This is a genomic window from Anoxybacillus sp. MB8 (assembly GCF_011006755.1).
GTDB classification, from domain to species: Bacteria; Bacillota; Bacilli; order Bacillales; family Anoxybacillaceae; genus Anoxybacillus; species Anoxybacillus gonensis.
This window is the reverse complement of record NZ_RXXX01000004.1, coordinates 107158-131645: the sequence shown is the minus strand read 5'-3', so window position 1 is coordinate 131645 and position 24488 is coordinate 107158. Positions and strand designations below refer to the sequence as shown.

Below are 24488 nucleotides of genomic sequence, written 5' to 3'. Positions count from 1 at the left end.
TATCTTGGGCGTTTTATGATTTAAGACAAAAAATCGAGTACAAAGCACGCAAACACCAAGCCAAAGTGATTGCGGTAGACCCAACATACACATCCCAAACATGTCCAAAATGCGGACATACAGCAAAGGCGAATCGAAATAAGAAAACGCACACGTTCTGTTGCCAAACATGCCAATATACATCAAACGACGACCGAGTTGGTGCGATGAATCTTCAACGAAAAGGAATCGAGTACATCGTTGAAGAAACAACAAAAGCATGACTTTTGTTGTTGGGTAGTTGTCAGCCCGCCCTGATGCAACCCCAAGTGAAGGAAGGAGGATAACATCCGCTTGCACTTCTGGGGAGTTGCAAGCCCACGACTTTAGTCGTTGGGTAGTTGACGTCATCGTGCTAAAATAAGGGGGGATTATTTTTATACTGGGGGACTGAACAATGACAACGACGACGAAGATCAAAACGGACATTGAAATTGCCCAAGAAACAAAATTAAAGCGCATTCAAGACATTGCAAGTGAACTGGATTTGTTAGAAGAAGAGCTTGAACCGTATGGGCATTATAAAGCGAAAATTTCTCTTCATGCACTGAAGCGGTTAGCGACGAAACAAGACGGCCATGTCATTTTAGTGACGTCGATCAATCCGACGCCGGCGGGAGAAGGAAAATCGACAGTTACTGTTGGGCTTGGTCAAGCGTTACATAAACTCGGTAAAAAAGTGATGATTGCGATGCGGGAACCTTCCCTTGGCCCGACGATGGGAATAAAAGGTGGGGCGACAGGTGGAGGGTATTCACAAGTGTTGCCGATGGAAGACATTAATTTGCACTTTACTGGCGATTTGCATGCGATTACGACCGCGAATAACGCCTTAGCTGCGCTCATTGACAACCATATTCATCAAGGAAATGAATTACGAATCGATACGCGTCGCATCGTTTGGAAGCGAGCAGTGGACTTAAATGACCGTGCGCTACGTAAAGTCGTGGTCGGATTAGGTGGACCGACGCAAGGCGTGCCACGCGAGGACGGATTCGATATTACTGTTGCTTCTGAAATCATGGCGGTGTTTTGCTTAGCAACCGATCTGCAAGATTTAAAGCGACGTTTAGCAAACATGGTGGTAGCATATAATGTGGATCGTCAACCTGTTACAGTAGCTGATCTTGGCGTCGAAGGAGCGCTCACGCTTTTACTAAAAGATGCGCTAAAGCCGAATTTAGTCCAAACGGTAGAACATGTACCTGCACTTGTGCACGGTGGCCCGTTTGCCAATATTGCTCACGGATGCAATAGCGTCATTGCCACAAAAATGGCACAAAAGCTCGGAGACTATGTTGTGACAGAGGCGGGATTTGGTGCGGATTTAGGTGCGGAGAAATTTTTACATATCAAAGCACGCATGGGAGGAATTGAACCGAAAGCTGTTGTTATCGTCGCAACGATTCGAGCGTTAAAAATGCACGGCGGGGTAGGGAAACAACAGTTAGCGAGCGAAAATGTCGAAGCATTAAAAAAAGGACTAGCCAATTTAGAGAAACATATTGAAACGATTCAAGCGTTTGGCTTGCCGTTTGTCGTTGCCATTAACCGTTTTATCACGGACACAGATAAAGAAATTCACGCATTAACGGCATTTTGTGAAGAAAAAGGATATCCTGTATCGTTAACGGAAGTGTGGGAAAAAGGCGGAGATGGCGGAATTGATTTAGCTCGTAAAGTATTGGAAGCAATCGAAAATACAAAAAGCACGTACACTCCGTTATACGAATTAGATGAACCGATTACGGATAAAATTCAAAAAATCGCGCGCATTGTTTATGGCGCAAGCGACGTTTCTTTTTCTGACAAGGCGAAAAAGCAAATCGAACAATTTACATCGTTTGGGTGGGACAAGTTCCCCATTTGCATGGCAAAGACGCAATATTCGCTTTCCGACGACCCAACAAAACTTGGCCGCCCGACCGATTTCACTATTACAGTGCGCGAATTAAAACCGTCGATTGGTGCTGGCTTTCTCGTTGCCTTAACAGGAGATGTCATGACGATGCCAGGGCTACCGAAACAACCAGCAGCGCTTCAGATGGATGTCGACGAACATGGAAACGCGCGTGGACTTTTCTAAATGATTAATCAGGAGAACAGGCGCCTTATCAGTAAGATAGGGCGCTTTTTTTATAAACAGGCAAAAAAATTGAAAGATTGACAAAAGGTATTATAATGTAAATATTCAATTTGTTTTCTAGGGAGAGAGGAAGATGCAAGCAAGTGTTGAACAACGTACAAATATGCAAACAGTCGTTTATCCGATTTTAATTGCCATTAGTATTGGTCATTTATTGAATGACGCGATGCAAGCTGTTGTACCGGCGTTGTTTCCGATTTTAGAATCATCCATGCACTTATCTTATACACAAATCGGTTGGATTGCGTTTACGCTTAATATGACTTCGTCTATCTTACAGCCGGTTGTCGGATTGTTTTCCGATCGGTATCCATCACCGAGCTTTTTGCCGTTGGGTATGGGAGCGAGCTTGTTAGGGATGGTTGGATTAGCGTTTGCACCTAATTTTTTCTTTGTGTTATTGTCCGTTTTATTCATTGGACTTGGTTCAGCTATCTTTCATCCAGAAGGTTCGCGTGTCGTTTATTTTGCTGCGCAGGCGAGAAGGGGATTCGCTCAATCCATTTACCAACTTGGTGGCAATACAGGTAACGCCCTTGCCCCATTGTTTACAGCGCTCATTTTTGTTCCGTTTGGTCAAAAGGGAGCAGGTTGGTTTGTCATTGTTGCGGCGTTAGGAATGGCTATTTTATTTTGGGTGTCAAAATGGTACGCTCTTCAGTTACATCAACTGAAAAATCGTTCGAACAGAACAATAGAAGGAAAGACACATACAAGCAAACGAATTATATTTGCCCTCGTTCTTCTCGTGTTGCTAGTATTTGCACGTTCGTGGTATTATGCAGGGATTGCAAATTATTATCAATTTTATTTAATGGAATATTACGACATTTCTATTCGTAAGGCGCAGCTGTATTTGTTTGTTTTTATGATTGCAGGAGCGATCGGTACCGTTTTTGGCGGTCCGCTTGCTGATCGATTTGGGAGACGAAATTTAATTTTTGCATCCACGCTTGGTACGGCACCGTTTGCACTCATTTTGCCATATGTGCCACTTCATTTTGTTTTGCCAATTGTTTTTGTCACAGGCTTTATTTTATCGTCTAGTTTCGCTACTTTTGTTGTTTATGCACAAGAATTGCTTCCAGGAAATGTCGGGATGGCTTCTGGATTAATTGTTGGTCTCGCATTTGGAATGGGGGCGCTTGGAGCGGTTGCACTTGGCAAAATCGCAGACGTGTATACGCTAAAAACACTTATGGTTATGTGTAGCTTTCTTCCTTTGTTTGGCGTGTTGACATTTTGGTTGCCAAAAGAAGCATAGTGGCAAGCTCGTCGTTTGCCACTATACAGATGCCCGTTCGATCAAGCGGACGGGTAGTTTTTCTTTTGTTGGTTGAGTCTTATCATTCGTAAAATAATCGTATATCATCTGGAAAGCTTTTTTTCCGATAAGCGAAAGAGGTAGCTCAATTGTCGTGATATGCAACGCTTCTGAAATAGGATGATTATCAAAACTAACGATGGCTAAATCGTTTGGAACATGTAATCCATATGTTTTTCCCCACAAAACGATCCCTGCGGCAACTTGATCGCTAGCAACGAGCAAGGCGGTCGGTTTTTCTTTGAGAGAGAGAATGGTAGATGCAATTCGTTTTCCGTCGCTCATATGTAAACAATGATGGAACATCCAATCAGGACGAATCGGAGCATGTATGCTTTGAAGAGCATCTTTATAAGCTGCTTTCCGTTTTTGGCTATTGATGCTCGTTGGTCGACTGAGACAATATCCGATTTTGCAATGTCCCTTTTTTATTAAGTAATCCATTCCAAGCGCAAAGGCGTGGTAATGGTCGATATACACGGAAAACAGATGCGGCTCTGATGTATCTTCACATAAAACGATTGGACCGTCGTTTGTATAGGATGCAATTGTTTCGAGACGAATGGTATGCGAACAAATAATGAGGCCATCTATTTGCTTGACACGCAACATTTCAAGTGCTTCTTGTTCTTTATGTATATCATAGTTTGTTTGAAAAAAGAGAAGATGGTATCCGTATCGCAATGCTTCTTCGGAAATTCCCTCTACAATCATGCTGAAATATGGGTGATTGATAGTCGGTAACATCACTCCAATAATATTTGTTCTTCCTTTCGACAAGTGAACGGCGTTAATGTTTTTTTTATAGTTTAATTGATGGATCACATCCCATACGGCTCTTCGTTTTTCTTCTTTGACATATGGATACCCATTGAGCACACGTGAGACAGTTGAAACAGAAACGCCTGCACGTTTTGCGATTTCACGAATATTTGCCATATTTTCACCTGCTTTTGACAACGTATAGTTATATTTTACTTCTTTTTTGATGGAGGTGTAAAAGGTTTCATATTTCAGGAGGATTTTAGTCAGAACGATATTGGATTGAAAGAAATCGAGCGGCATAATGATGAAAAAAGTCTTTTCCAAAAGAAGATCAGCTTGCCCGTTTTCATGGGCAAGCTGGCAACTACGGTAAGTCAATGAGCATAAAATGGCTGTCTATGTTCGCTGTTATGTGCAATTGTGTGACATCTGTGATACGAGCGGCATCACGACGTTGTAAAATTGTATCATCATTCAACACAAGTTCTCCCTCAATAACAAACACATACATCCGGCGTCCTTCTTGTTGGTGGAATGTAAGTTGTTGGTTATTTTCTAAATCGGATAAATACATGGTTAGATCTTGGTGAATGTAGGCAACTTGCTCACTGGCTTGTTTTTTTGAAACAATAGGCAATAAGCGATTTTTCATGTTTTCAACATCGTATGAAATTTGTTCGTATGACGGAGTAAGACCGTACGTTTCAGGTAAAAACCAAAGCTGTAGAAGATTGACTTCTTCCGTAGTAGACGGATTCATTTCTGAATGTACAATACCTGTTCCGGCCGTCATTCGTTGTACTTCACCGAATGAGATGATGCGATGATTGCCAAGATTATCGCGATGTTCGAGTTGCCCTTTCAAGACGACTGTAACGATTTCCATTTCTTGATGAGGATGTGCTCCAAATCCGCGTTGTGGAGCAATGATATCGTCATTAAATACGCGTAATGGGCCAAAGTTCATATTTTTTCGATCAAAATATTCAGCAAATGAAAAACTAAAATAACTTTGCAACCAACCGTGGTTTGATTCAAATCGTTCATGTGCAGGATATACGTGAATCATGGTGCGCCTCCTTATTTGATAAGTGCATCAATTGAGTAGTCGCCTGCGCCAATAAGTGCAACGCCAATGACAACCACAATTAAAATGAGATTGTATTCAAATCCATTTTGTGTAATCCAAAATCCATTTGGTGCATGTACTTTTACAATGGCAACGAACATCGTTGCGGCGATTAACAAAGCTGCAAATGGGGTGAACAACCCAAGCGCAAACAATAACCCTCCAACGAACTCAGCTAATCCAGCAATGAGAGCCATTGTCACCCCGGGCTTTAGTCCAATAGATTCAAGCCATCCTCCCGTTCCTTTTAAGCCATATCCTCCAAACCATCCGAATAATTTTTGAGCACCGTGACCCATAAAAGTTAAACCGACAGCTAGACGAATGAGTAAAATACCGATGTGCATCATAATCATTTCTCCTTTCATATATCTTGATTTCAAGATAAAAGTTGTGCGATAGGCCTTTAAAAAGGCGCTAATGAAAGACCTATCTTTTTGAGCAAGTGAATCGCCATTTCTTTTTCATCTGTGGATAAAGATTGGAAAATTTCCAACATTTTTTGTGCGTGCTGTGGGAAAATGTGATCCATCAGAGTCCTTCCTTCTTCTGTAATGACAGCGTACGTAATGCGGCGGTCCTTTTCACAACGTTGCCGGACGATATATCCTTTTTCTTCGAGTTTGTCAATGACGTATGTCATGCTTCCGCTTGTAAGCAAAATTTTATCACCAATTTGCTGAATCGGCTGTGCTCCTTTATGATACAACAAATCGAGAACACCAAACTCCGTTGGATTTAGTCCGTAACGTTGAATGTCATGTTTTACATGTTCCGACACCGCCTTATGTGCTCTAGAAAGGACAATGAATAGTTTTAATGATAATGTTTGATCGTTTTGGCTCATATGCATCAACCTTTATCTTGATTTCAAGATAATTATAAACTTACGAAAAGTAAGTTGTCAATATATATTGTATTTTGTTTGGGAATGAATGTGTCATGGATTTGTGTTATTACTTTTCGACATTATTCAACAAATATAGTTGATAATTGAAAAAATGTGTTTTATTTAGAAGGATTATGGATGTATTTAGCGAAATATGAAAAGTGGTAGAAAAACATGTGATGGGGTCGAATAGGGAATGAATAGTGTATATGCTCATACTCCACGGGAAAATGACAGAGAGTGGCATGACTTGAAGGATCATTTGGTAAGCGTAGCGGAAGTAGCGAAGTCGTTTGCTGAACCTTTTCATGGAGAAAGGGTAGCGTACTTATGCGGTCTTTTACACGATTTAGGAAAGTTTCATCCTCTTTTTCAAATGTATTTGCAAAAGCAGGCGGATGGAGAGAATGCTCGAAGTGTTCCCCATGCAATTTGGGGTGCGGCGTTCATGTATCAGTTGTATTGGAAAAAGATGAAACACCCAAATGCTTGGAAATGTTTCTCTCTGCCGATTGCCGGCCATCATGCTGGTTTGCATTCATCTGCTTATTTATCTCTTACTTTTGAAGAGAATTTGGAAAAACAACAATCTCATTTTTTAGAGATTTTACGGCAGGCAGAATCATTTTTGAAAGAGTTTGTGTTTCCTTCCGTACAACAAGGGATTGAGACTCTATCATTTTCGGAGACAGAAAGAGAAATGTGGATTCGTCTCGTCTTTTCAGCACTCGTTGATGCCGATTATTTAGATACAGAGCGCCATTTCCATCCTGAACTTTCTCAAATTCGACAGCCAACCATTTCGATAAACTATTTATGGGACTGTTTTGTTGTCAACCAAAATCAACTAACTAATCAAGCGAACGATACACTTGTCAATCGGGTACGAAAAGAAGTGTATGAGGAATGTATTCGTGCCTCAGCTAGACCACAAGGACTGTTTCGTTTGACAGTGCCGACCGGTGGGGGGAAAACGAGAAGCAGTTTGGCCTTTGCGCTGAAACATGCCGTAAAACACCAACTCGATCGTATCATTGTCGCTATTCCTTATACAACTATTATTGAGCAAACAGTAAATGTATATCGCGGTATTTTCGGGGATGATGCGGTGCTCGAACATCATAGCCAAGTTGAAGTAGATGATCAGAAGGAAACGGGAGACGAACGAATTATCCAGCAACGTTTATCTGCTGAAAATTGGGATGCACCTCTTATCGTCACAACGACAGTACAATTGTTCGATAGCTTGTTTAACAATCGTCCAAGCAAAGTTCGTAAATTGCATAATTTGTCGCGCAGCGTGATTATTCTCGATGAGATTCAAGCGATCCCCCCTGAACTGTTGAAACCTACATTAGACGCCCTAGTTATGCTAGCCAAGCATTGTCAAACAACAATTGTGCTGTCGAGCGCTACGCAACCATTTTTCGAAGAATGCAAGTTTTTAGATGTATTTTCAAGCGTAGAAGTAAAAGAAATTTTGCCACCGGTGCTAGTGGGCGAACACTTTCAACAAATGAAACGAGTGGATTATGACATATGGAAAACACCTATTTCACTGCAAGAGCTTGCGTGCTTTATTCAGCAACAAAAACAATTGTTAGTTGTCTTTAATACGAGAAAAGAAGCAAAAGAGTGTGTTGAATTTCTTCAAGAAGATGAAGGAGTATTTCATTTGTCTACTCTTCTTTGCGGAGCCCATCGTCGGCGAATTTTAGATGAAGTACGTGAGCGTCTGCGGAAGAATGAACCTGTTCGTCTAATTAGTACGCAAGTCGTTGAAGCAGGCGTTGATTTAGACTTTCCCATTGTTATGAGGCAAATGGGGCCGCTTGATCGGATCGTCCAAGCGGCGGGGCGTTGCAATCGTGAGGGGAAGATGGACAAGGGGAAAGTGATTATTTTTGAAACAAAAGAGATGTCAAGTCCAAAAGGTCCGTATAAAACAGCAATGGAAACAGCAAGGTCCTTATTGGCTGAAAAACAGCCCGATGATTTACATAACCCAAATATATTCCGTGAGTATTTCCGCCGTCTATTTGCTGCGGTAGACTTGGATTCAAAAAACATTCAAAAGGCTCGGGAAACGCTCGATTATCCTCTAGTTGCTGAAAAATACCGTCTCATTGATCAGGACACTGTATCTGTTATTGTTCCGTATGCGGAAGCGTTGGAGCATTTGCGAATGTGGGAATCTTCTCCTTCTCGCCATTTATTCCGCCGATTGCAGCCGTATATAATCCAACTTTATCGGTTTGAGGCGGTGAAGAAAGAAAAAGATGGATGGCTACGAGAAGTGGCTGACAATGTTTATGAATGGCTCGGTGATTATGACGAAAAAGTAGGGATTAAAGAAGAAGTTCATGATCCGTTTAGTCTCATTGGATAAAAAAGAAAGGTGATATGTGATGCAACGTCGAGCAAAAGTGCAAGTAAAAGTGTGGGGAGATTACGCTTGTTTTACAAGACCAGAGTTTAAAGTAGAGCGCATTAGTTATCCAATCATGACGCCGAGTGCAGCGCGCGGGATATTGGAAGCGATTTTTTGGAAGCCGGAATTCCGTTATGAAATTCGCCGAATCGGAATTGAGCGTCTAGGTGGTCAGCAAGCTATTTTGCGTAACGAGCTAACAAGCAAGCAAAATAAAAAGCCGATTTTCATTGAAAACGACCGTGCTCAACGAACGAGTTTAATTTTAAAAAGCGTTGCTTATTGGATTGTTGCAGATATTGTTTTAACAAAGCGAGCAGTTGATCCTGTAGCGAAATATCGGGATCAATTTAACCGTCGAGTTCAAAGAGGACAATATCATCATACACCATATTTAGGGACAAGAGAATTTGTGGCTTATTTTTCACCGATAAGTGAAGAAGATACTGTCGAGTCTGTTGACATGGATATCGGTACGATGTTGTTTGATTTTGCTTTCATCGAGGAAGGAACAAGAAAAGAAATGGAGTTTCTCCGTCATGACAAAATGGGAACGCGAGTGGCAGCGGGATTTGCTAAGCCAATCTTTTTTGATGCGAAGATAGAAAACGGTTGGTTGCATGTCCCAATAGAAAAATATCAACTGCTTTACGCATTGGAGGATGGAAAATGCTTTACTCATTGATTGAGTTGGCTACTCGGTTGCAGGGAGAGAAAAGCCTCCCACCTATCTGCTATAAACCTAAATCAATTAATTGGATTATTGATTTAAGTGGGGATAAACCGTATTTGAAGGGACGATTTACAAAAGATGAACATCGCTTAGTGGAAGCCCCCTTTCGGTTACGCCAAGGGAAAATTACGAAAGACAATGTGAAACCTTATCTATTGGTCGATGATGCTCGTTATGTACTTGGCATTCCCGAAAATTCACAGAAGGTTGATGAGGCAAAGTTAATGCATACAGGGTATGTGGAACTAATCAAAGAAGCTTATGAAAAAACGAAGATGGAAGAATTAAAGAAAGTGCTTGATTTTCTACATAGCCCAGAGAAGAATTCATTTCATGACCAAATTGGTGCCAAAGATATTGTGACCTTTCAAGTTGATGAAGAGTCGTTTATATGTGAAAAATTAGAAATTCAGACGTTTTGGGCTAAATATTTAGCGACTGAGTTGTTGTCTGATGATGAGTGTGACTGTTCTGTTTGCGGGAATCGATCCACGTATGTCCGATATTTACCTAACCCTGTTCAATTATTTGGACAATCATGTCAATTGACGTCGTTTAACAGTTCATCGTTCGAATCAATGGGGAAAACACAAACAAATAATGTACCGATCTGCTTCAGATGTGCCACTTTAGTCGTCGATACATTGAACTATTTAATTAGGGAGGGACAGCATCACACACTCCTGTATGTGAACGATCGAAACATTTTACGATCCCAAATTGCTGTATATTGGATCGAGGATCGTTTTGTAGAGAAAGAGGGGGTAGGTTTTCAAATTGACGAAAAAATTATTGCATCTCCGATTGAACAATGGCTTTTTGATGAAGAAACAAACAAGCCAGCCCCCCCTCCTGAATTAAGACAGCTAGAGGAGCTGATCGCTCTTCCGAAGACGGGGCGTGAACAGGCACTCTATTTGGATAGTGCATTCTTCCATATGGCAGTTCTTTCTGCTAATAAAGCGAGGCTAGTGGTTCGTGAATGGATTCGAACATCAATTTCGCAATTACTTTTATATCTAGAACGATACACAACTGCTTTGCGTATTGTTCAGCCGAATGGAGAAAAAGGCTATTTGTTACCGCTAGCCACTTTGATTCGGGCGATTGATATGTCTCCAAGTTTGGTGCGTCAATGTTTGCGCATGATTTACCAAGGAGCTTTGCCGCCTAATGAACTGTTGTCACTAGCTCTTCAACGTTTCCGTTCGCCGAAAGTGTTAAATGACGTGAAGGAAACGTGGAGATATCAAGCGCTAGCTTGCTTACTAAAACTATCTCTTACTTATGGAAAGGAGGAAGCAAATACGATGGAGTCTTTGAATACCAATTATTCACAGCCACCCTATATTTGCGGCCGATTATTGGCGGTATTGGAAGAAATTCAACAACGCGCTTCGGGATACCGGATTGGGAGCACGATTGTCGATCGTTTTTATGGTGCTGCTTCAACCGCTCCAGCATCAGCATTTGGTTCATTGCTACGACTTTCGACAACAGCCCATCTCCCAAAAGTGTCTGTTGAACTTAGTCGTTTACTAGAAGAAATCATGAAGCAACTGGATGAAGCGGGAGGTTTTCCAACCATTTTAAATTTAAGGCAACAAGCTGAATTCGCTCTTGGTTTTTATCATCAGCGTGCGGAATTCAGCAATCGGCGTCAAAAAAAATCAACCGAATGAAGTGAGGGGAAAATAATGACAGAACGCTACATTGATCCGAAAAAACGACATGAATTTGTATTACTCTTCGATGTGAAAGACGGAAACCCAAACGGTGATCCGGATGCAGGGAACATGCCGCGTGTTGATCCGGAAACGATGCAAGGTATTGTGACTGACGTTGCCATCAAGCGAAAAATCCGAGATTACGTCGCGACGGTGTTAGGTAGACCAATTTTTATTCAGAGTCATACAGCGCTAAATACAATTATTTTTCAAGTGTATCAAGAAATTGGAGTACAGTTGGCGACCACAGAATTAAGTGAAGAAGAAAAAGAAAATACAGTACTAATGGATTGGATTGCCTTGCTTGAGGAAAAAGGAGTGATGCTTGAAGAAGGCCGAATCATTTATACAGGTGAAGATGTTAAGGATGCTGATATTCGCAAAAAGTTTACTGAAGGGATCGAAGAAGCTGGTCTTAAAAAACAGCTCGAGCCCATGTTACGAAACATTGCGAAGCGTCTAGCACAGGCCGCAAAAAATATGAAAATTGATGAGCAAACGCGGCAAAAAGCGCAATATGCCTTGTGCCGAAAGTATTACGATATTCGCATGTTCGGGGCTGTTATGTCAACAGGGCTGAATGCAGGTCAAGTGCGTGGACCGATGCAGTTGACGTTTTCACGTTCGGTTGATCCTGTATTTCCATGGGATTTAACTATTACACGTACAGCCATAACTAAAGAATCTGATCGTCGCAGAAAACAAACGGAAATGGGAAGAAAACCGTTAATCCCATATGGTTTGTATAGGTTGCATGGGTTTTACAATCCGTTTTTCGGAGAAAGAACAGGAGTTACTGAGGAAGATTTAGCCGATTTTTGGGACGCGCTCGTCCATTTATTTTCATTTGATCATTCCGCAGCTAGAGGAGAAATGAATGTAAGGGGGTTATACATTTTCAGCCATGAAACTGCCAAGGGATCAGCGCCAGCGCATAAGCTGTTCGAACTTGTACAAGTAGAACGACGCCAAGAAGAATCACCTCGTTCATTCAATGACTACCTATTACTTGGACCGGTGGATGAGGGAGAAAAAGATATTTCAATTGATCATTTCCCGGGCGTCACTATCACGCGTCTTGTGTAAATAAAAGTGAGGAGATTAGAAGTCCATGCAGTGGAATGAAGATGAGTGGGTCATGCTGTCTGCTTTGCAACATTATGTGTATTGTCCACGCCAATGTGCCTTGATTCATCTTGAGCAAACGTTTGAAGAGAATGTATTTACGCTTCGAGGAAATCGGGTACATGAACGGGTAGATACACCAGAAGGGGAACAAATAGGAGATAGGAGGGTAGAACGTGCACTCCCCATTTGGTCTGAGTGTCTAGGAATAATGGGGAAAGCGGATTGCGTTGAGTTTCTTCCTGATGGCACGCCATATCCAGTTGAGTACAAAGTCGGAAAACGAAAAACAAAGCAGGCGGATATAGTACAACTGGTAGCTCAAGCGCTTTGCTTAGAAGAAATGTTTAATCGTCCTGTGACAAAGGGATCCTTGTACTATTACGAGTCAAGAAGACGATTGGAAATCGACATAACAAAGCAGTTGCAACAATTAACGAAAGAAACGATACAGAGTGTAAGGAAATTATTGCAAAACAACCAACTGCCGCTACCTGTCAATGACGCGAGATGTCACAATTGCTCGTTACAAGACGTTTGCATGCCACAGGTTCCTGCTAATGTGGTAGCATGGATAAGCGAGGAGAATAAACATGATTAGAGTCTTGTTGAATACACTGTATATTCAAACGCAACAGGCGTATTTGCGTCTTGATCATGAAACAATTGTCGTCGAGGTGGAAGGAAAAAAAACGTTGCAAGTTCCTATCCATCACATTGGTGCCATTGTCATGTTCGGGAATGTTTCCATTAGCCCGTATTTGCTTGGCAAGTGTGTCAACCAAGGTATTTCTGTTATTTGGTATGATGCATACGGTCGTTTTTTAGCCAGAGCAACAGGAAGAACGAATGGGAATGTGTTACTTCGAAGAGAACAACATCGAGTGTTGGAAGACAAACAACGAATGTTGCATATCGCTTCCCGTTTTGTGTCCGGTAAGATTCGTAACAGCAAAAGTGTGCTTCAACGAGCAATGCGTGATTACCCAGAACAACGCCCGCACTTAGAGCAATCGGTAAAACAGCTGAATCAAAGCTTGCGCAACATCGACAAACAAACTACGTTGGATGAACTGAGGGGAGTTGAGGGATACGCCTCATCTGTGTATTTTGAAGCATTTGCATCGCTCATACGGTCAGATGAGGACGAGTTTTTTAGTTTTACCGTGCGATCGCGTCGACCGCCACGCGATCCAATCAATGCCTGTTTGTCTTTTGCTTACAGCATCGTGACACAAGATTGCATTTCAGCGCTAGAGGGGGTGGGACTTGATCCGCAAATCGGCTATTTGCATGCATTGCGACCGGGAAAGCCATCGTTAGGATTGGATCTTGTTGAGGAGTTTCGTCCATACCTAGCGGATCGTTTTGTTTTAACACTAATTAATCGAAAGCAGCTGGATAAAAGCGATTTTGACATTCGTCCTGGTGGAGCAGTATTTTTAAATGAAAATGGGAGAAGAACATTTTTGGCTTCTTATCAAAAGCGGAAACAAGAAGAAATCCATCACCCTATTATCAACCAAAAAATTCCTTTGGGCTTGTTGCCCCATGTACATGCTCGATTATTAGCACGGCATTTGCGCAGGGATATAGATGAATACGTACCGTTTATCATGAGGTGATTGCTATTGGATATTCTGGTAACATATGATGTGGAAACACTAGAGTCAAGTGGTCAAAAGCGATTACGAAAAGTAGCAACTATTTGTCAAAATTATGGGCAACGTGTGCAGAAATCTGTTTTTGAGTGCAGTGTTAATCAGGCACAATTGGAAGAGATGGAACACCAACTGCTACGTGTTATTGATTTAGAAAAAGATAGTCTGCGAATATATACACTGTATGGTCAACGGTCTAAAGCAGTTCGATCCTATGGAAAAGATCATTATATTGACTATAATGATCCGATTATTTTATGAGAGTGGAACGTATAAAACATGTGTAGCAGTATAAATAACGGTGCGCGAACATAAAGCAATGGTAAAAAAGCAGGGGAGATCGCGATGAATAGAAAGATGTTTAGTAAAGCGAAAAGTCAAAAATTCATCAGGGACTATCTTAGTCATAATGTAGCTCAAACACAGCAGTTCGCGTTTTTGTACTTTCAAATCCGCTTCACACAAGGAGTTTAAGCACGGGCGGTTGCACCCAGCATAAAAGCTGGGTGAGGATTGAAACCGATAGCGGCAAGACAATACCATACATTTCTGTCTGGTTGCACCCAGCATAAAAGCTGGGTGAGGATTGAAACAAAAAAGTCAGCCACATCACAACCGAGTGCTTTGGCGTTGCACCCAGCATAAAAGCTGGGTGAGGATTGAAACAATTGACGACATTAAAGTGAATGGATTAGATGCTATTGTTGCACCCAGCATAAAAGCTGGGTGAGGATTGAAACTTTGTTGTAGTAGTCATCGCGATAGAGCAGTAAGTTGCACCCAGCATAAAAGCTGGGTGAGGATTGAAACGTATTAACCCCGACGCATCATTTGCACATGAATGTTGCACCCAGCATAAAAGCTGGGTGAGGATTGAAACAAAAAAGTCAGCCACATCACAACCGAGTGCTTTGGCGTTGCACCCAGCATAAAAGCTGGGTGAGGATTGAAACACAAAAGCAAGCGCAAAACGAGCAGTTACAATTGGTTGCACCCAGCATAAAAGCTGGGTGAGGATTGAAACTCAACGCACATGTGCGTGCTATGTTGCGTGATGATTCGTTGCACCCAGCATAAAAGCTGGGTGAGGATTGAAACAGTTCCTCAATCGTCACGTTACCATCTTTCGCTGCAAGTTGCACCCAGCATAAAAGCTGGGTGAGGATTGAAACATACAACGCTTTGCAAATTGCATCTAGTCGATCAAAGTTGCACCCAGCATAAAAGCTGGGTGAGGATTGAAACAAGTATCACGACTTGTTGTATTTCCTTGAAGTCGACAACGTTGCACCCAGCATAAAAGCTGGGTGAGGATTGAAACAACTATCGCAACTATGGATACATTGCTGGACAAGGGGAGTTGCACCCAGCATAAAAGCTGGGTGAGGATTGAAACACGACATTCGTCATACGCACGCAACCTTATTATTGTTGCACCCAGCATAAAAGCTGGGTGAGGATTGAAACATAATGGAGTGGGCGCGTTTGAGAACGTAGAACTTGCGTTGCACCCAGCATAAAAGCTGGGTGAGGATTGAAACAACACCACGGTTGCTACCGCCACTTTTCCTGCTTTAGTTGCACCCAGCACAAAAGCTCGGTGAGGATTGAAACAATAATATATGATTGTATGATAATGGAAAAAAGGTGTCCGGAACAGCTAATGGGACACCTTTTTATTTTTATTCTCTTTCAAACGTCCTTCGCGTTTGGCTGCTTCACGCAGTAAAAACTCGATATGGGCATTTACGCTTCGAAATTCATCTTGCGCCCAGCGTTCGATGATTTCGTACAATTTTGGATCAATTCGGAGTGGAAAATTTTTTTTCTTTGTCATTTTATGTTCACCGTTAGTATAGCGTTCCAGCATTGATGACTGGTTGTGCTCCGCGGTCAGAAATGATCGCTACCATCAAATTATTAACCATATTTGCCTTTCTTTCTTCATCTAATTGTAAATGAGCCTCTTTGTCAAGTTGTTCAATAGCCATTTTTGCCATTGAAACAGCCCCTTCGACAATTTTTTTCCTTGCCGCTAAAATGGCGGCAGCTTGTTGGCGTTGTAACATAGCGCTTGCAATTTCAGTCGAGTACGCTAAATGTGTTAAACGCGCTTCAATAACTTCAACACCTGCAACATTCAATCGGTCTTGTAGCTCTTTTGCTAATACTTCTGAGACAATATCAGCGTTTCCGCGTAGTGAAATGTCTTCGTTTTCAAATGTGTCATATGGATATTTTGTTGCAACGTGACGAATGGCTGTTTCACTCTGAATTTCAACAAATTGCTCGTAGTTATCTACATCAAATGTTGCTTTGGCTGAATCGATCACTTTGAAAACAACGACAGCTGCAATTTCGATTGGATTTCCTTCGACGTCATTCACCTTTAGTTTTGCGCTATTAAAGTTGCGAACACGTAATGAAACCGTTTTGCGAACGCTGAGGGGAACAGTTAAAAATAAACCGCTATCGCGAATAGTTCCGATATATTTCCCGAAAAAGATGACGACTTTTGCTTGATTAGGTTGAACCATTGTCATCCCTGTTGATAATAGGAAAGCGAGAAAAACAAACGAAATCGGAAGAACAAGTTCCATCTCCATGAAAAATCGCCAAACAGCCCCTGCAAGTAACGCGATAATGAAAAATAAAGCGAGAAAACCATTTACATACCATGCTTTTGTTTCTTTCACGTTTTTCCCTCCTAACATCATAAAGATATTTTTATGATATCATATTTTCTATTATATGTAAATTTATTTTAGTTGACTAATCAGTCAAAATTCTATATAATGGAATTGACTTGTTAGTCAATAAATGAGTGATGCCGGGGAGGCGGAATAATGGGCATTGTTGATGTTAAACAGTTAACGAAAATGTATAAAAACAATCGAGGAATTGAACGAGTCACATTTTCAATTGAGGAAGGGGAAATTTTTGGGTTTATCGGGCCGAATGGGGCAGGAAAAAGCACAACGATTCGCACATTATTAAATTTTATTTATCCAACAAGCGGTAGTGCTACAATTTTCGGAAAAGATATTGTGAAAGATGCAAAAAAAATTCGGAGACATGTCGGCTATTTACCTTCTGAAGTGCATTACTATGATGATATGAAAGTAATCGACTTATTGACGTATTCGGCATCGTTTTACAAAGTGTCGGATCGACGATTGAAACAGTTAGCTGCACGACTTGATTTAGATATTTATAAAAAAATTGAAGATTTATCATTTGGAAATCGAAAAAAAGTCGGTATCGTTCAGGCGCTTTTACACGAGCCGAAATTGTTAATTTTAGATGAACCAACCGGTGGATTAGATCCGCTCATGCAGCATACATTTTTTGAACTACTTTTGGAAGAACGGAAAAAAGGAGTGACGATTTTCTTCTCCTCGCACATTCTTTCCGAAGTACAAAAACTTTGCGATCGTGTAGCGATTATTAAAGAAGGGAAATTAATTCAAGTGGAAACGATTGAACATTTAACGAAAAACCATTTGAAACATGTGACGATCGTGTTTGAAGAAGGGCAATATACTTCATTTGATTTAGCAGGTGTTGTAAAAAAAGAAATGAACGGCAATGAAATGACGATGCTATATAAAGGAGATATGAATGAACTGATCGCCCTATTGTACAGCTTGCGCATAAAAGATGTGTCGATTAGCGAGCCATCTTTAGAAGATGTGTTTATGCACTATTACGAAAAGTGAGGGATGGACGATGTTTAAACGTGAATGGAAGAGAAATGCAAAATCTTTAATGATTTGGAGTATCGTACTTGGTGGTCTTGTGTTTTTGACATTAAGCATTTTCCCACAGTTTGCGGAGCAGCAAAAAGAAGTAACAAAACTTCTTCAATCATTGCCGCCAGCGATGATTAAGGCGTTTGGGATGGATCAACTAAGCATTGGCGATTTAACAGGGTATTACGGTGTTCGGGTATATATGATGACAACGTTACTTGGTAGCGTTTATGCAACGATGTTAGCTGCCAACATCGTTGCAAAAGAGGAAAACGATAAAACGATTGAATTTTTACTTGCTAAACCAGTAACGAGAGGAGAAATTTTAACGAATAAGTGGCTTGTTGTGGTGGTGAATATTCTTATTTTAAATGTGGTTTCTTTGCTTGTTAGTTTGATTGGTTTTCAAATGGCTAGAGAATACGATGTTTCATTAAAAGCGATTTATTTATTGACGTTGGCAACTGTATTCCTTCACTTTACGTTTGCGTCCATAGCATTTTTATTATCAACGATGATGCGTAAAACGAGAAATGCATCATCGTTTGCCCTTGGGCTTGTCTTTGTTACTTATTTTATGAATATGATGTCAAGTATTTCTGAAGATTTATCGTTCTTAAAATACGTGAGTCCGTTTAAATATGTTGATGCAGCACCGATTATTTATGATTTACAAATAGATCCATTGTATGCAAGTTTAATGATGGCGATCATTCTTTCAAGTATTGTTGCAGCATACGTAATTTATCAAAAGAAAGATATTGTCGTGTGAGGGGGATTTGATTGTACGAAGCGTTTGAAAGGCAACCGGAAGAAAAAAAGAAACTCATTATTCAAACCGTGATCGAAGAGTTTGTACAAAACGGATACGACAATGCATCAACGGATGTGATGACGAGTCGCGCTGGCATTTCAAAGGGATTGTTATTTCATTATTTTAAAAGCAAAAAAAATTTATATTTATATGTTGTTCATTATGCAAAACAGTTGTTGACCGAAAAGACGATGGAAGCAGTAAACGAAATAAGATGTAGTGACTTTTTTGAGCGAATAAAGCAAATTGTGCTTACTAAACAACAAATATTTATGACATATCCGCATGAAACACAACTAGTCATCGATGCAGTGGCTAATCCACCAAAAGTGGTAAAAAAAGAAATGGAACAACTGCTTGCGGAACATTACGAAACATATGCTGAAGATTTTCAATTGCAACATATTTTTTTAAAAGATCTTCTGCAGAAAGAAACGTTACGTGATGATGTATGTGCTGAAACTGTCGTGCGCATGACGATGTTGATCGTTGAACAATTATCGAATAAGTACATGCAATTGTATAAAAATAAAAAATATAATCCAATTCAACACGGGAATTTGCTTGTGCAAGAGTTAGAGGAATATGTGAATATTATAAAATATGGGATTTACAAGTGAGGCGGGGATCTTCCCGCCTTTATTCATTGCAAGAAAATTATTGAAATTTTCTGTTTTTATGTGGTATGATATTTTCGAGAAATTTGAAACTGTGTTTCGTAATACGCAACAAAAAAGGGGAAGGGGAATGATGATGGGAGAATATGTACAAGTTGGGCGTTTGCAAGTAGCAAGCATCTTTTATGATTTTATGACAAATGAAGTATTACCAAATAGCGGGGTAGATGCAGGCAAGTTTTGGAGCGATTTTGAGCAGCTGATTGAAGAATTGACACCGAAAAATAAAGCGTTGCTTGCGAAGCGTGATGAGTTGCAAGAAAAAATAAATGAGTGGCATAAGCAACATCGTGGGCAGTTCGATTTTGAACAATATCAATCGTTTTTACAAGAAATCGGATATTTAGAGCCGGAAGTTGATGACTTTGAAATTACAACAGAAAATGTAGATGATGAAATTGCTAAGCAAGCCGGTCCACAGCTCGTTGTTCCAATTACAAACGCACGTTATGCTCTCAATGCAGCCAATGCTCGTTGGGGAAGTTTGTACGATGCGCTATATGGGACAGATGTGATTAGTGAAGAAGGTGGTGCACAGCGAGGAAAAGGATACAATCCAGTACGCGGGGAGAAAGTGATTGCTTACGTCCGTGCCTTTTTAGATGAAGCGGTACCGCTTCGTGAATATTCGCATAAAGATGCCGTTCAATATGCTGTTGTAAACGGGACATTAACTGTCACAGTAAAAGATGGACAAACGACAACATTACAAGATGGTGAGAAATTTGTCGGGTATCAAGGCTCACCAGAGCAACCATCTGCCGTTTTGTTAAAAAATAACGGTCTGCATATTGAAATACAAATTGATCGGACTCATCCGATTGGGCAGACAGATGCAGCTGGGATTAAAGATGTTTATTTAGAGTCAGCTTTAACAACGATTATGGATTGCGAAGATTCCGTTGCAGCGGTGGACGCAGAAGATAAAGTGCTTGTTTATCGCAATTTGCTCGGCTTAGTTCGTGGGGATTTAACAGCGAATTTTACAAAAGGGAATAAAATAGTGACTCGTGCCCTTCAACCGGATCGCGTGTATACGACACCAAATGGCGAAACGCTCACATTGCCAGGTCGTTCACTCATGTTTGTGCGAAACGTTGGGCATTTAATGACAAACAGTACGATTTTGCTTGAAAATGGGGAAGAAGTGTATGAGGGCATTTTAGATGCCGTTGTGACGACTTTAATTATGAAACATTCGCTTCTCGGTAACGGAAAATACGTGAACTCAAGAAAAGGTTCCATTTACATCGTAAAGCCGAAAATGCACGGTTCAGAAGAAGTAGCATTTGCGAACGAATTGTTTGATCGTGTGGAAGACATGCTCGGTCTTGAACGCAATACAATTAAAATTGGCGTGATGGATGAAGAGCGTCGGACAACGTTGAATTTAAAAAATTGCATTTATCAAGTAAGAGATCGAATTGTTTTCATTAACACAGGCTTTTTAGATCGTACAGGCGACGAAATCCATACGTCAATGGAAGCAGGTCCGATGATTCGGAAAAACGAAATGAAGTCGGCCACATGGTTACAAAGCTACGAAAAATCGAACGTCGCGATTGGGTTAGCGACAGGTTTTCAAGGAAGAGCTCAAATTGGCAAAGGAATGTGGGCGATGCCTGATATGATGGCGGAGATGCTAAAGCAAAAAATTGCTCATCCGCAAGCTGGGGCAAACACAGCGTGGGTGCCGTCACCGACTGCAGCAACTTTACATGCGCTCCATTATCATAAAGTTGACGTATTTGCGGTGCAAGATGGGTTGAAGAAACATGTGAAAAACTATCGTGACGACATATTACAAATTCCTGTCGCAATCCATCCAACGTGGACGCCTGAGGAAATTCAACAGGAACTAGATAACAATGCCCAAAGTATTCTTGGCTACGTTGTTCGTTGGATTGACCAAGGTGTTGGTTGTTCAAAGGTTCCTGATATTCATAATGTTGGTTTAATGGAAGATCGAGCAACGTTACGTATTTCGAGCCAACATATTGCGAACTGGTTGCATCATGGAATTTGCACAAAAGAACAAGTACTGGAAACATTGAAGCGAATGGCCAAAGTGGTAGATGAACAAAATGCTGATGATCCATTGTATCGACCGATGTCAGCTGACTATGATCAATCCGTTGCTTTTCAAGCGGCGTGCGATCTCGTGTTCAAAGGATATGAACAGCCGAACGGCTACACAGAACCGATTTTGCATCGCCGCCGTTTAGAAGCAAAAGCGAAATTTGCGCATGTAAAACAATAATGTGATGAGGGCATTCCATGTGAATGCCCTCGTTATGTGCTAAAGGTGGGAAGCAGCATGGAAAAAGATTCGTTTGTGAAATCAGTGAGTAGAGCGTTGCAAATCATGGATATTTTAAGTAATGAACGTCATGGAATGGGTGTAACCGAAATCGCAAAACAAGTAGGTATTCATAAAAGCTCGGTGTACCGGTTGTTGTCGACGCTCGTTGAGTATGGGTATGTCGAACAAGACGAAGAAACAGAGCGCTATAAACTTGGCTACAAGCTACTAGAGATGAGCTCAAAGTTGTTAGAATCGATCGATTTACGAAAAGAAGCGAAACTGTATTTGCGTAAGCTGGAAAAATTGACAAATGAAGTCGTACATCTTGTCGTGTACGACCAAGGAGAAGTCATTTATATTGAAAAGTTAGATGGAAATGAAACGTTGCGCATGCATTCGAAAGTTGGAAAGCGAGCACCGATGCATTGTACGGCTGTTGGAAAAGCGATTTTAGCACATTTGCCTAAGCATGTTGTTGCAGATATTTTAGATCGAAAAGGATTGCCGCCACATACTGATTATACGATTACAGATCGTCAAATGCTGTTTCAAGAGCTAGAACGTGTTCGGCAACGCGGTTATGCGCTCGACTTAGAAGAAAACGAATACGGTATACGATGTGTCGCTGTTCCGATTTTTGATCATACGAAACAAGTCATTGCCGCAGTAAGTGTTTCTGGACCGACCATTCGCATGACAAATGAGCGGATTGAACAACTTCACGCACAAATGAGAAAGATAGGTCAACAAATTTCAGAGCGACTTGGATATCGATGAATGATGTATACGTTTGGCCTCTAGTCATAGTATAATGATAAAAAGGATGTTTAAGGAGGCCACTTTATGGCACAACGTGTTGTGAAAACAACATATTTGTTAGGACTTTTGTTTTTGGTCGCAGCGCTCGTTTATTTTTTTGCTTCTAATTGGCCTGAACTTGGGCGCTTAATGAAAGTCGGGATTGGTGCTGGGTTTATGATTTTGTTTTATGGCATGAGCGCCACGGTTTTTCGCCATCATTTTTTAAGTAAATGGTTGCTTATTTTTGGGGCGATAACATTTGGGATTTGTATCGCATTAATTGGTCAAGTATATAACTCGCATGCGGATAGCTTTTTATTGTTTTTCATTTGGTTTATTCCGACTGCTATGTTTGCCATGTTTACTCGCATTTCGTTTCTCTCTATATTCAGTTTCGGACTGCTACAGCTTACATGTTGGTTTTACTATTTTCCGTCTTCGTATCAAATTGAACGTGGAGAATGGCCATCGTTTTTTATTTTATTGCTTTTTGCCGTAATTAACGGAATCATTTCATTTCTTGGACGTCCATCAATTGTTTCTGTTCTGGCTTATATGGCGATGCACAGTTGGCTATTTGTCATCTTTATACAAAGGATTTTCACAGACCAGTTTCATTTTTGGCCATACGTATATGCTTTTATCTTCGTGTTGTTTTTAATATATGTAAGAAAACAACCGTATTTTATATGTACTGTGCTGTTTACAGGTATGTTTGGGGTTGTGCAATATTTTCGCTTTGTTGAGCGACATGTTGGTGGCAATTGGTATATATTTGGGCTTGTGTTGGCAGCCATTATCGTTTATATAGGCATTTATGCGCTTCGTTGGATGAAAAAGCGAAGCAACGGAAAAGTAGAGAAAATATTTTTTGTTGCTTTTCAAGTGATTGTCACAGGGGTGGCTTCCATCATTGTAGTTGGAAGTATATTGCAATTATTATCGTTTTGGTTTAATGTGTTTTCTCCTTATTGGTTATTTAGTATATCTGTTTTTTTATTTGTTGTTCCGGGATTGTTATGGAAAAGATGGAACGATGTTGTTCGTTACACATTGCTTACGATTGGATATATCCTCGGTGCATTTAGCGTAACAGAGGTCTCCTTTATCGTAATCACTGTATATATCGCTGTATTATTTATTGTTTCATGGCGAATGTCGGCGGGTGTACGAACGATGACGAATATGGCAGTTTCGCTTTATTTCGCCATGATGATGCTTGATGAGTGGAGCGACATTCGTTTTACGTTATTTACTGTATTTGTTTTTTACGGCATCATTTATTGGATGACAAAACATACGTATGAGCGACTCGTTTTCCTCGTTTTTTCATTCGCTACGCTTCTTTTATTGACGAGTGCTGATTTAGTTGTGGTGGATTGGGCGTATGTTGTATGGAATATACTGTTTCTTGGTTTTGTTGCCCTTGTTCTCTTTTTTCGTACGAATGAAAAAGAACAGTCGATTGCTTGGTTATATATCTTTTTGTTTTTAACGTTAAAGTATTATGAATGGGTATGGAGTTTATTGCATAAATCCGTGACATTAGCCATTGTTGGAGTATGTTTATTGATCGTTGCTTCGGTCGTACAAAAAAGAAAGTCGATTTCATTATCTTTCCATAAGCAAAAATGGTTACCGCTTTTCGTCATCATCATGTTGCAAGTTGCTTTTATCACTTATGTCACGTTTGATAAAGAGCAACATCTTCAATATGGTCAACGAATAAAACTGCAACTTGAACCAGTCGATCCACGTTCTCTCATTCAAGGAGATTATGTTCGTCTTCAATACGAAATTTCAACAATTGAGGGAATGAATGAGTGGGGAAAAGCCCAAGTCATTTTACGGAAAGATGAAACAGGCGTTCATCGATTTGTTGGTGTTTATTCATTAAATGGGAAGCCACGAAATTCGACGATGTATCGAGAAGGCGATGTGTTAGTAAACGGACATATATATGGAAATACAATCATTTATGGAATTGAAACGTATTTTGTTCCAGAAAAAACAGGAGGAGAGATCCAACGCCATGCTCGCTTTGCCTATGTACGTGTAAGTAAGACAGGAGATGCGTTATTAGAAAAAGTGTCTGAACGGTAAGATAGGAAACCGCCGCCTCGTATGGAGACGGCGGTTTTTTTATGATGTTGCTTAGCTTCAAATGACA

General features: G+C 40.7%; 22 protein-coding genes and 1 CRISPR repeat array. Of the genes, 16 read left to right on the top strand and 6 right to left on the bottom strand.

Going from position 1 to position 24488, the window contains the following annotated elements:
* From EKC99_RS03070 to EKC99_RS03060, 3 genes are all read left to right on the top strand, one after another.
* Positions 1-263, top strand: a 263-nt coding sequence (locus EKC99_RS03070; protein WP_163150456.1) for a zinc ribbon domain-containing protein, incomplete at its 5' end; no start/stop codon positions are given.
* Between the two features lie 173 nt (positions 264-436).
* Positions 437-2125 carry a formate--tetrahydrofolate ligase gene (locus EKC99_RS03065; RefSeq protein ID WP_163150454.1) on the top strand — a complete coding sequence of 563 codons (1689 nt, stop codon included), beginning with the start codon at positions 437-439 and terminating at the stop codon, positions 2123-2125.
* A gap of 133 nt (positions 2126-2258) precedes the next feature.
* Positions 2259-3449, top strand: a complete 1191-nt coding sequence (locus tag EKC99_RS03060) for an MFS transporter (RefSeq protein WP_163150452.1) — start codon at positions 2259-2261, stop codon at positions 3447-3449.
* Positions 3450-3470: 21 nt separating this feature from the next.
* Here EKC99_RS03060 and EKC99_RS03055 read toward each other — a convergent pair whose 3' ends face one another.
* From EKC99_RS03055 to EKC99_RS03040, 4 genes are all read right to left on the bottom strand, one after another.
* Entirely contained in the window at positions 3471-4448 is a 978-nt protein-coding gene (locus tag EKC99_RS03055; RefSeq protein WP_020424526.1) for a LacI family DNA-binding transcriptional regulator, read from the bottom strand.
* A gap of 190 nt (positions 4449-4638) precedes the next feature.
* Positions 4639-5343: a pirin family protein gene (locus tag EKC99_RS03050; RefSeq protein WP_163150450.1), complete on the bottom strand. Its 705-nt coding sequence runs from the start codon at positions 5341-5343 to the stop codon at positions 4639-4641.
* 11 nt (positions 5344-5354) lie between these two features.
* Positions 5355-5753 (bottom strand): DoxX family protein, encoded by a 399-nt coding sequence (locus EKC99_RS03045; RefSeq protein WP_163150448.1) that lies wholly within the window; start codon positions 5751-5753, stop codon positions 5355-5357.
* A gap of 56 nt (positions 5754-5809) precedes the next feature.
* Positions 5810-6250, bottom strand: a complete 441-nt coding sequence (locus tag EKC99_RS03040) for a MarR family winged helix-turn-helix transcriptional regulator (protein WP_009360941.1) — start codon at positions 6248-6250, stop codon at positions 5810-5812.
* 238 nt (positions 6251-6488) lie between these two features.
* On the opposite strand from EKC99_RS03040, the gene cas3 reads away from it, so the two are divergent.
* The 7 genes from cas3 to cas2 are packed head-to-tail and all read left to right on the top strand — an operon-like array spanning position 6489 to position 14230.
* The gene (cas3, locus tag EKC99_RS03035) at positions 6489-8681 is read left to right on the top strand and encodes a CRISPR-associated helicase Cas3' (RefSeq protein WP_163150446.1); all 2193 of its coding nucleotides are present in this window, start codon (positions 6489-6491) and stop codon (positions 8679-8681) included.
* Positions 8682-8700: 19 nt separating this feature from the next.
* Positions 8701-9408, top strand: a complete 708-nt coding sequence (gene cas5c / locus EKC99_RS03030) for a type I-C CRISPR-associated protein Cas5c (protein WP_163150473.1) — start codon at positions 8701-8703, stop codon at positions 9406-9408.
* Positions 9393-11138 (top strand): type I-C CRISPR-associated protein Cas8c/Csd1, encoded by a 1746-nt coding sequence (cas8c, locus tag EKC99_RS03025; RefSeq protein WP_163150444.1) that lies wholly within the window; start codon positions 9393-9395, stop codon positions 11136-11138. The genes cas5c and cas8c overlap by 16 nt, the downstream gene beginning before the upstream one ends.
* Before the next feature lie 15 nt (positions 11139-11153).
* Complete coding sequence (gene cas7c, locus EKC99_RS03020; protein WP_163150442.1) at positions 11154-12269, top strand: type I-C CRISPR-associated protein Cas7/Csd2; 1116 nt, start codon at positions 11154-11156, stop codon at positions 12267-12269.
* Positions 12270-12294: 25 nt separating this feature from the next.
* Positions 12295-12909, top strand: a complete 615-nt coding sequence (cas4, locus tag EKC99_RS03015) for a CRISPR-associated protein Cas4 (protein ID WP_163150440.1) — start codon at positions 12295-12297, stop codon at positions 12907-12909.
* Positions 12902-13933: a type I-C CRISPR-associated endonuclease Cas1c gene (gene cas1c / locus EKC99_RS03010; RefSeq protein ID WP_163150438.1), complete on the top strand. Its 1032-nt coding sequence runs from the start codon at positions 12902-12904 to the stop codon at positions 13931-13933. The genes cas4 and cas1c overlap by 8 nt, the downstream gene beginning before the upstream one ends.
* Before the next feature lie 6 nt (positions 13934-13939).
* Positions 13940-14230 carry a CRISPR-associated endonuclease Cas2 gene (gene cas2, locus EKC99_RS03005; protein ID WP_085789359.1) on the top strand — a complete coding sequence of 97 codons (291 nt, stop codon included), beginning with the start codon at positions 13940-13942 and terminating at the stop codon, positions 14228-14230.
* Positions 14231-14452: 222 nt separating this feature from the next.
* A CRISPR array of direct repeats spans positions 14453-15583; the repeat unit is 37 nt; unit sequence GTTGCACCCAGCATAAAAGCTGGGTGAGGATTGAAAC.
* A gap of 46 nt (positions 15584-15629) precedes the next feature.
* Here cas2 and EKC99_RS03000 read toward each other — a convergent pair.
* Both EKC99_RS03000 and EKC99_RS02995 read right to left on the bottom strand, forming a co-directional pair.
* Positions 15630-15806 (bottom strand): type II toxin-antitoxin system antitoxin, encoded by a 177-nt coding sequence (locus EKC99_RS03000; RefSeq protein ID WP_042533980.1) that lies wholly within the window; start codon positions 15804-15806, stop codon positions 15630-15632.
* A 13-nt stretch (positions 15807-15819) separates the two neighbouring features.
* A complete protein-coding gene (locus tag EKC99_RS02995) occupies positions 15820-16665 on the bottom strand; it encodes an SPFH domain-containing protein (protein ID WP_163150436.1) in 846 nt (281 codons plus the stop codon).
* A 150-nt stretch (positions 16666-16815) separates the two neighbouring features.
* Here EKC99_RS02995 and EKC99_RS02990 point away from each other — a divergent pair, with 150 nt between their 5' ends.
* From EKC99_RS02990 to EKC99_RS02965, 6 genes are all read left to right on the top strand, one after another.
* Positions 16816-17688, top strand: coding sequence for an ABC transporter ATP-binding protein (locus EKC99_RS02990; protein WP_163150434.1), 873 nt, complete (start codon positions 16816-16818; stop codon positions 17686-17688).
* 10 nt (positions 17689-17698) lie between these two features.
* Complete coding sequence (locus EKC99_RS02985; RefSeq protein WP_163150432.1) at positions 17699-18493, top strand: ABC transporter permease; 795 nt, start codon at positions 17699-17701, stop codon at positions 18491-18493.
* Positions 18494-18504: 11 nt separating this feature from the next.
* Entirely contained in the window at positions 18505-19155 is a 651-nt protein-coding gene (locus tag EKC99_RS02980) for a TetR/AcrR family transcriptional regulator (RefSeq protein ID WP_035065617.1), read from the top strand.
* Between the two features lie 133 nt (positions 19156-19288).
* Entirely contained in the window at positions 19289-21472 is a 2184-nt protein-coding gene (locus tag EKC99_RS02975) for a malate synthase G (RefSeq protein WP_163150471.1), read from the top strand.
* Between the two features lie 57 nt (positions 21473-21529).
* Positions 21530-22294, top strand: coding sequence for an IclR family transcriptional regulator (locus EKC99_RS02970; protein ID WP_163150430.1), 765 nt, complete (start codon positions 21530-21532; stop codon positions 22292-22294).
* A gap of 66 nt (positions 22295-22360) precedes the next feature.
* Positions 22361-24421, top strand: a complete 2061-nt coding sequence (locus EKC99_RS02965; protein WP_163150428.1) for a GDYXXLXY domain-containing protein — start codon at positions 22361-22363, stop codon at positions 24419-24421.
* The last annotated feature ends 67 nt before the right edge of the window (positions 24422-24488 follow it).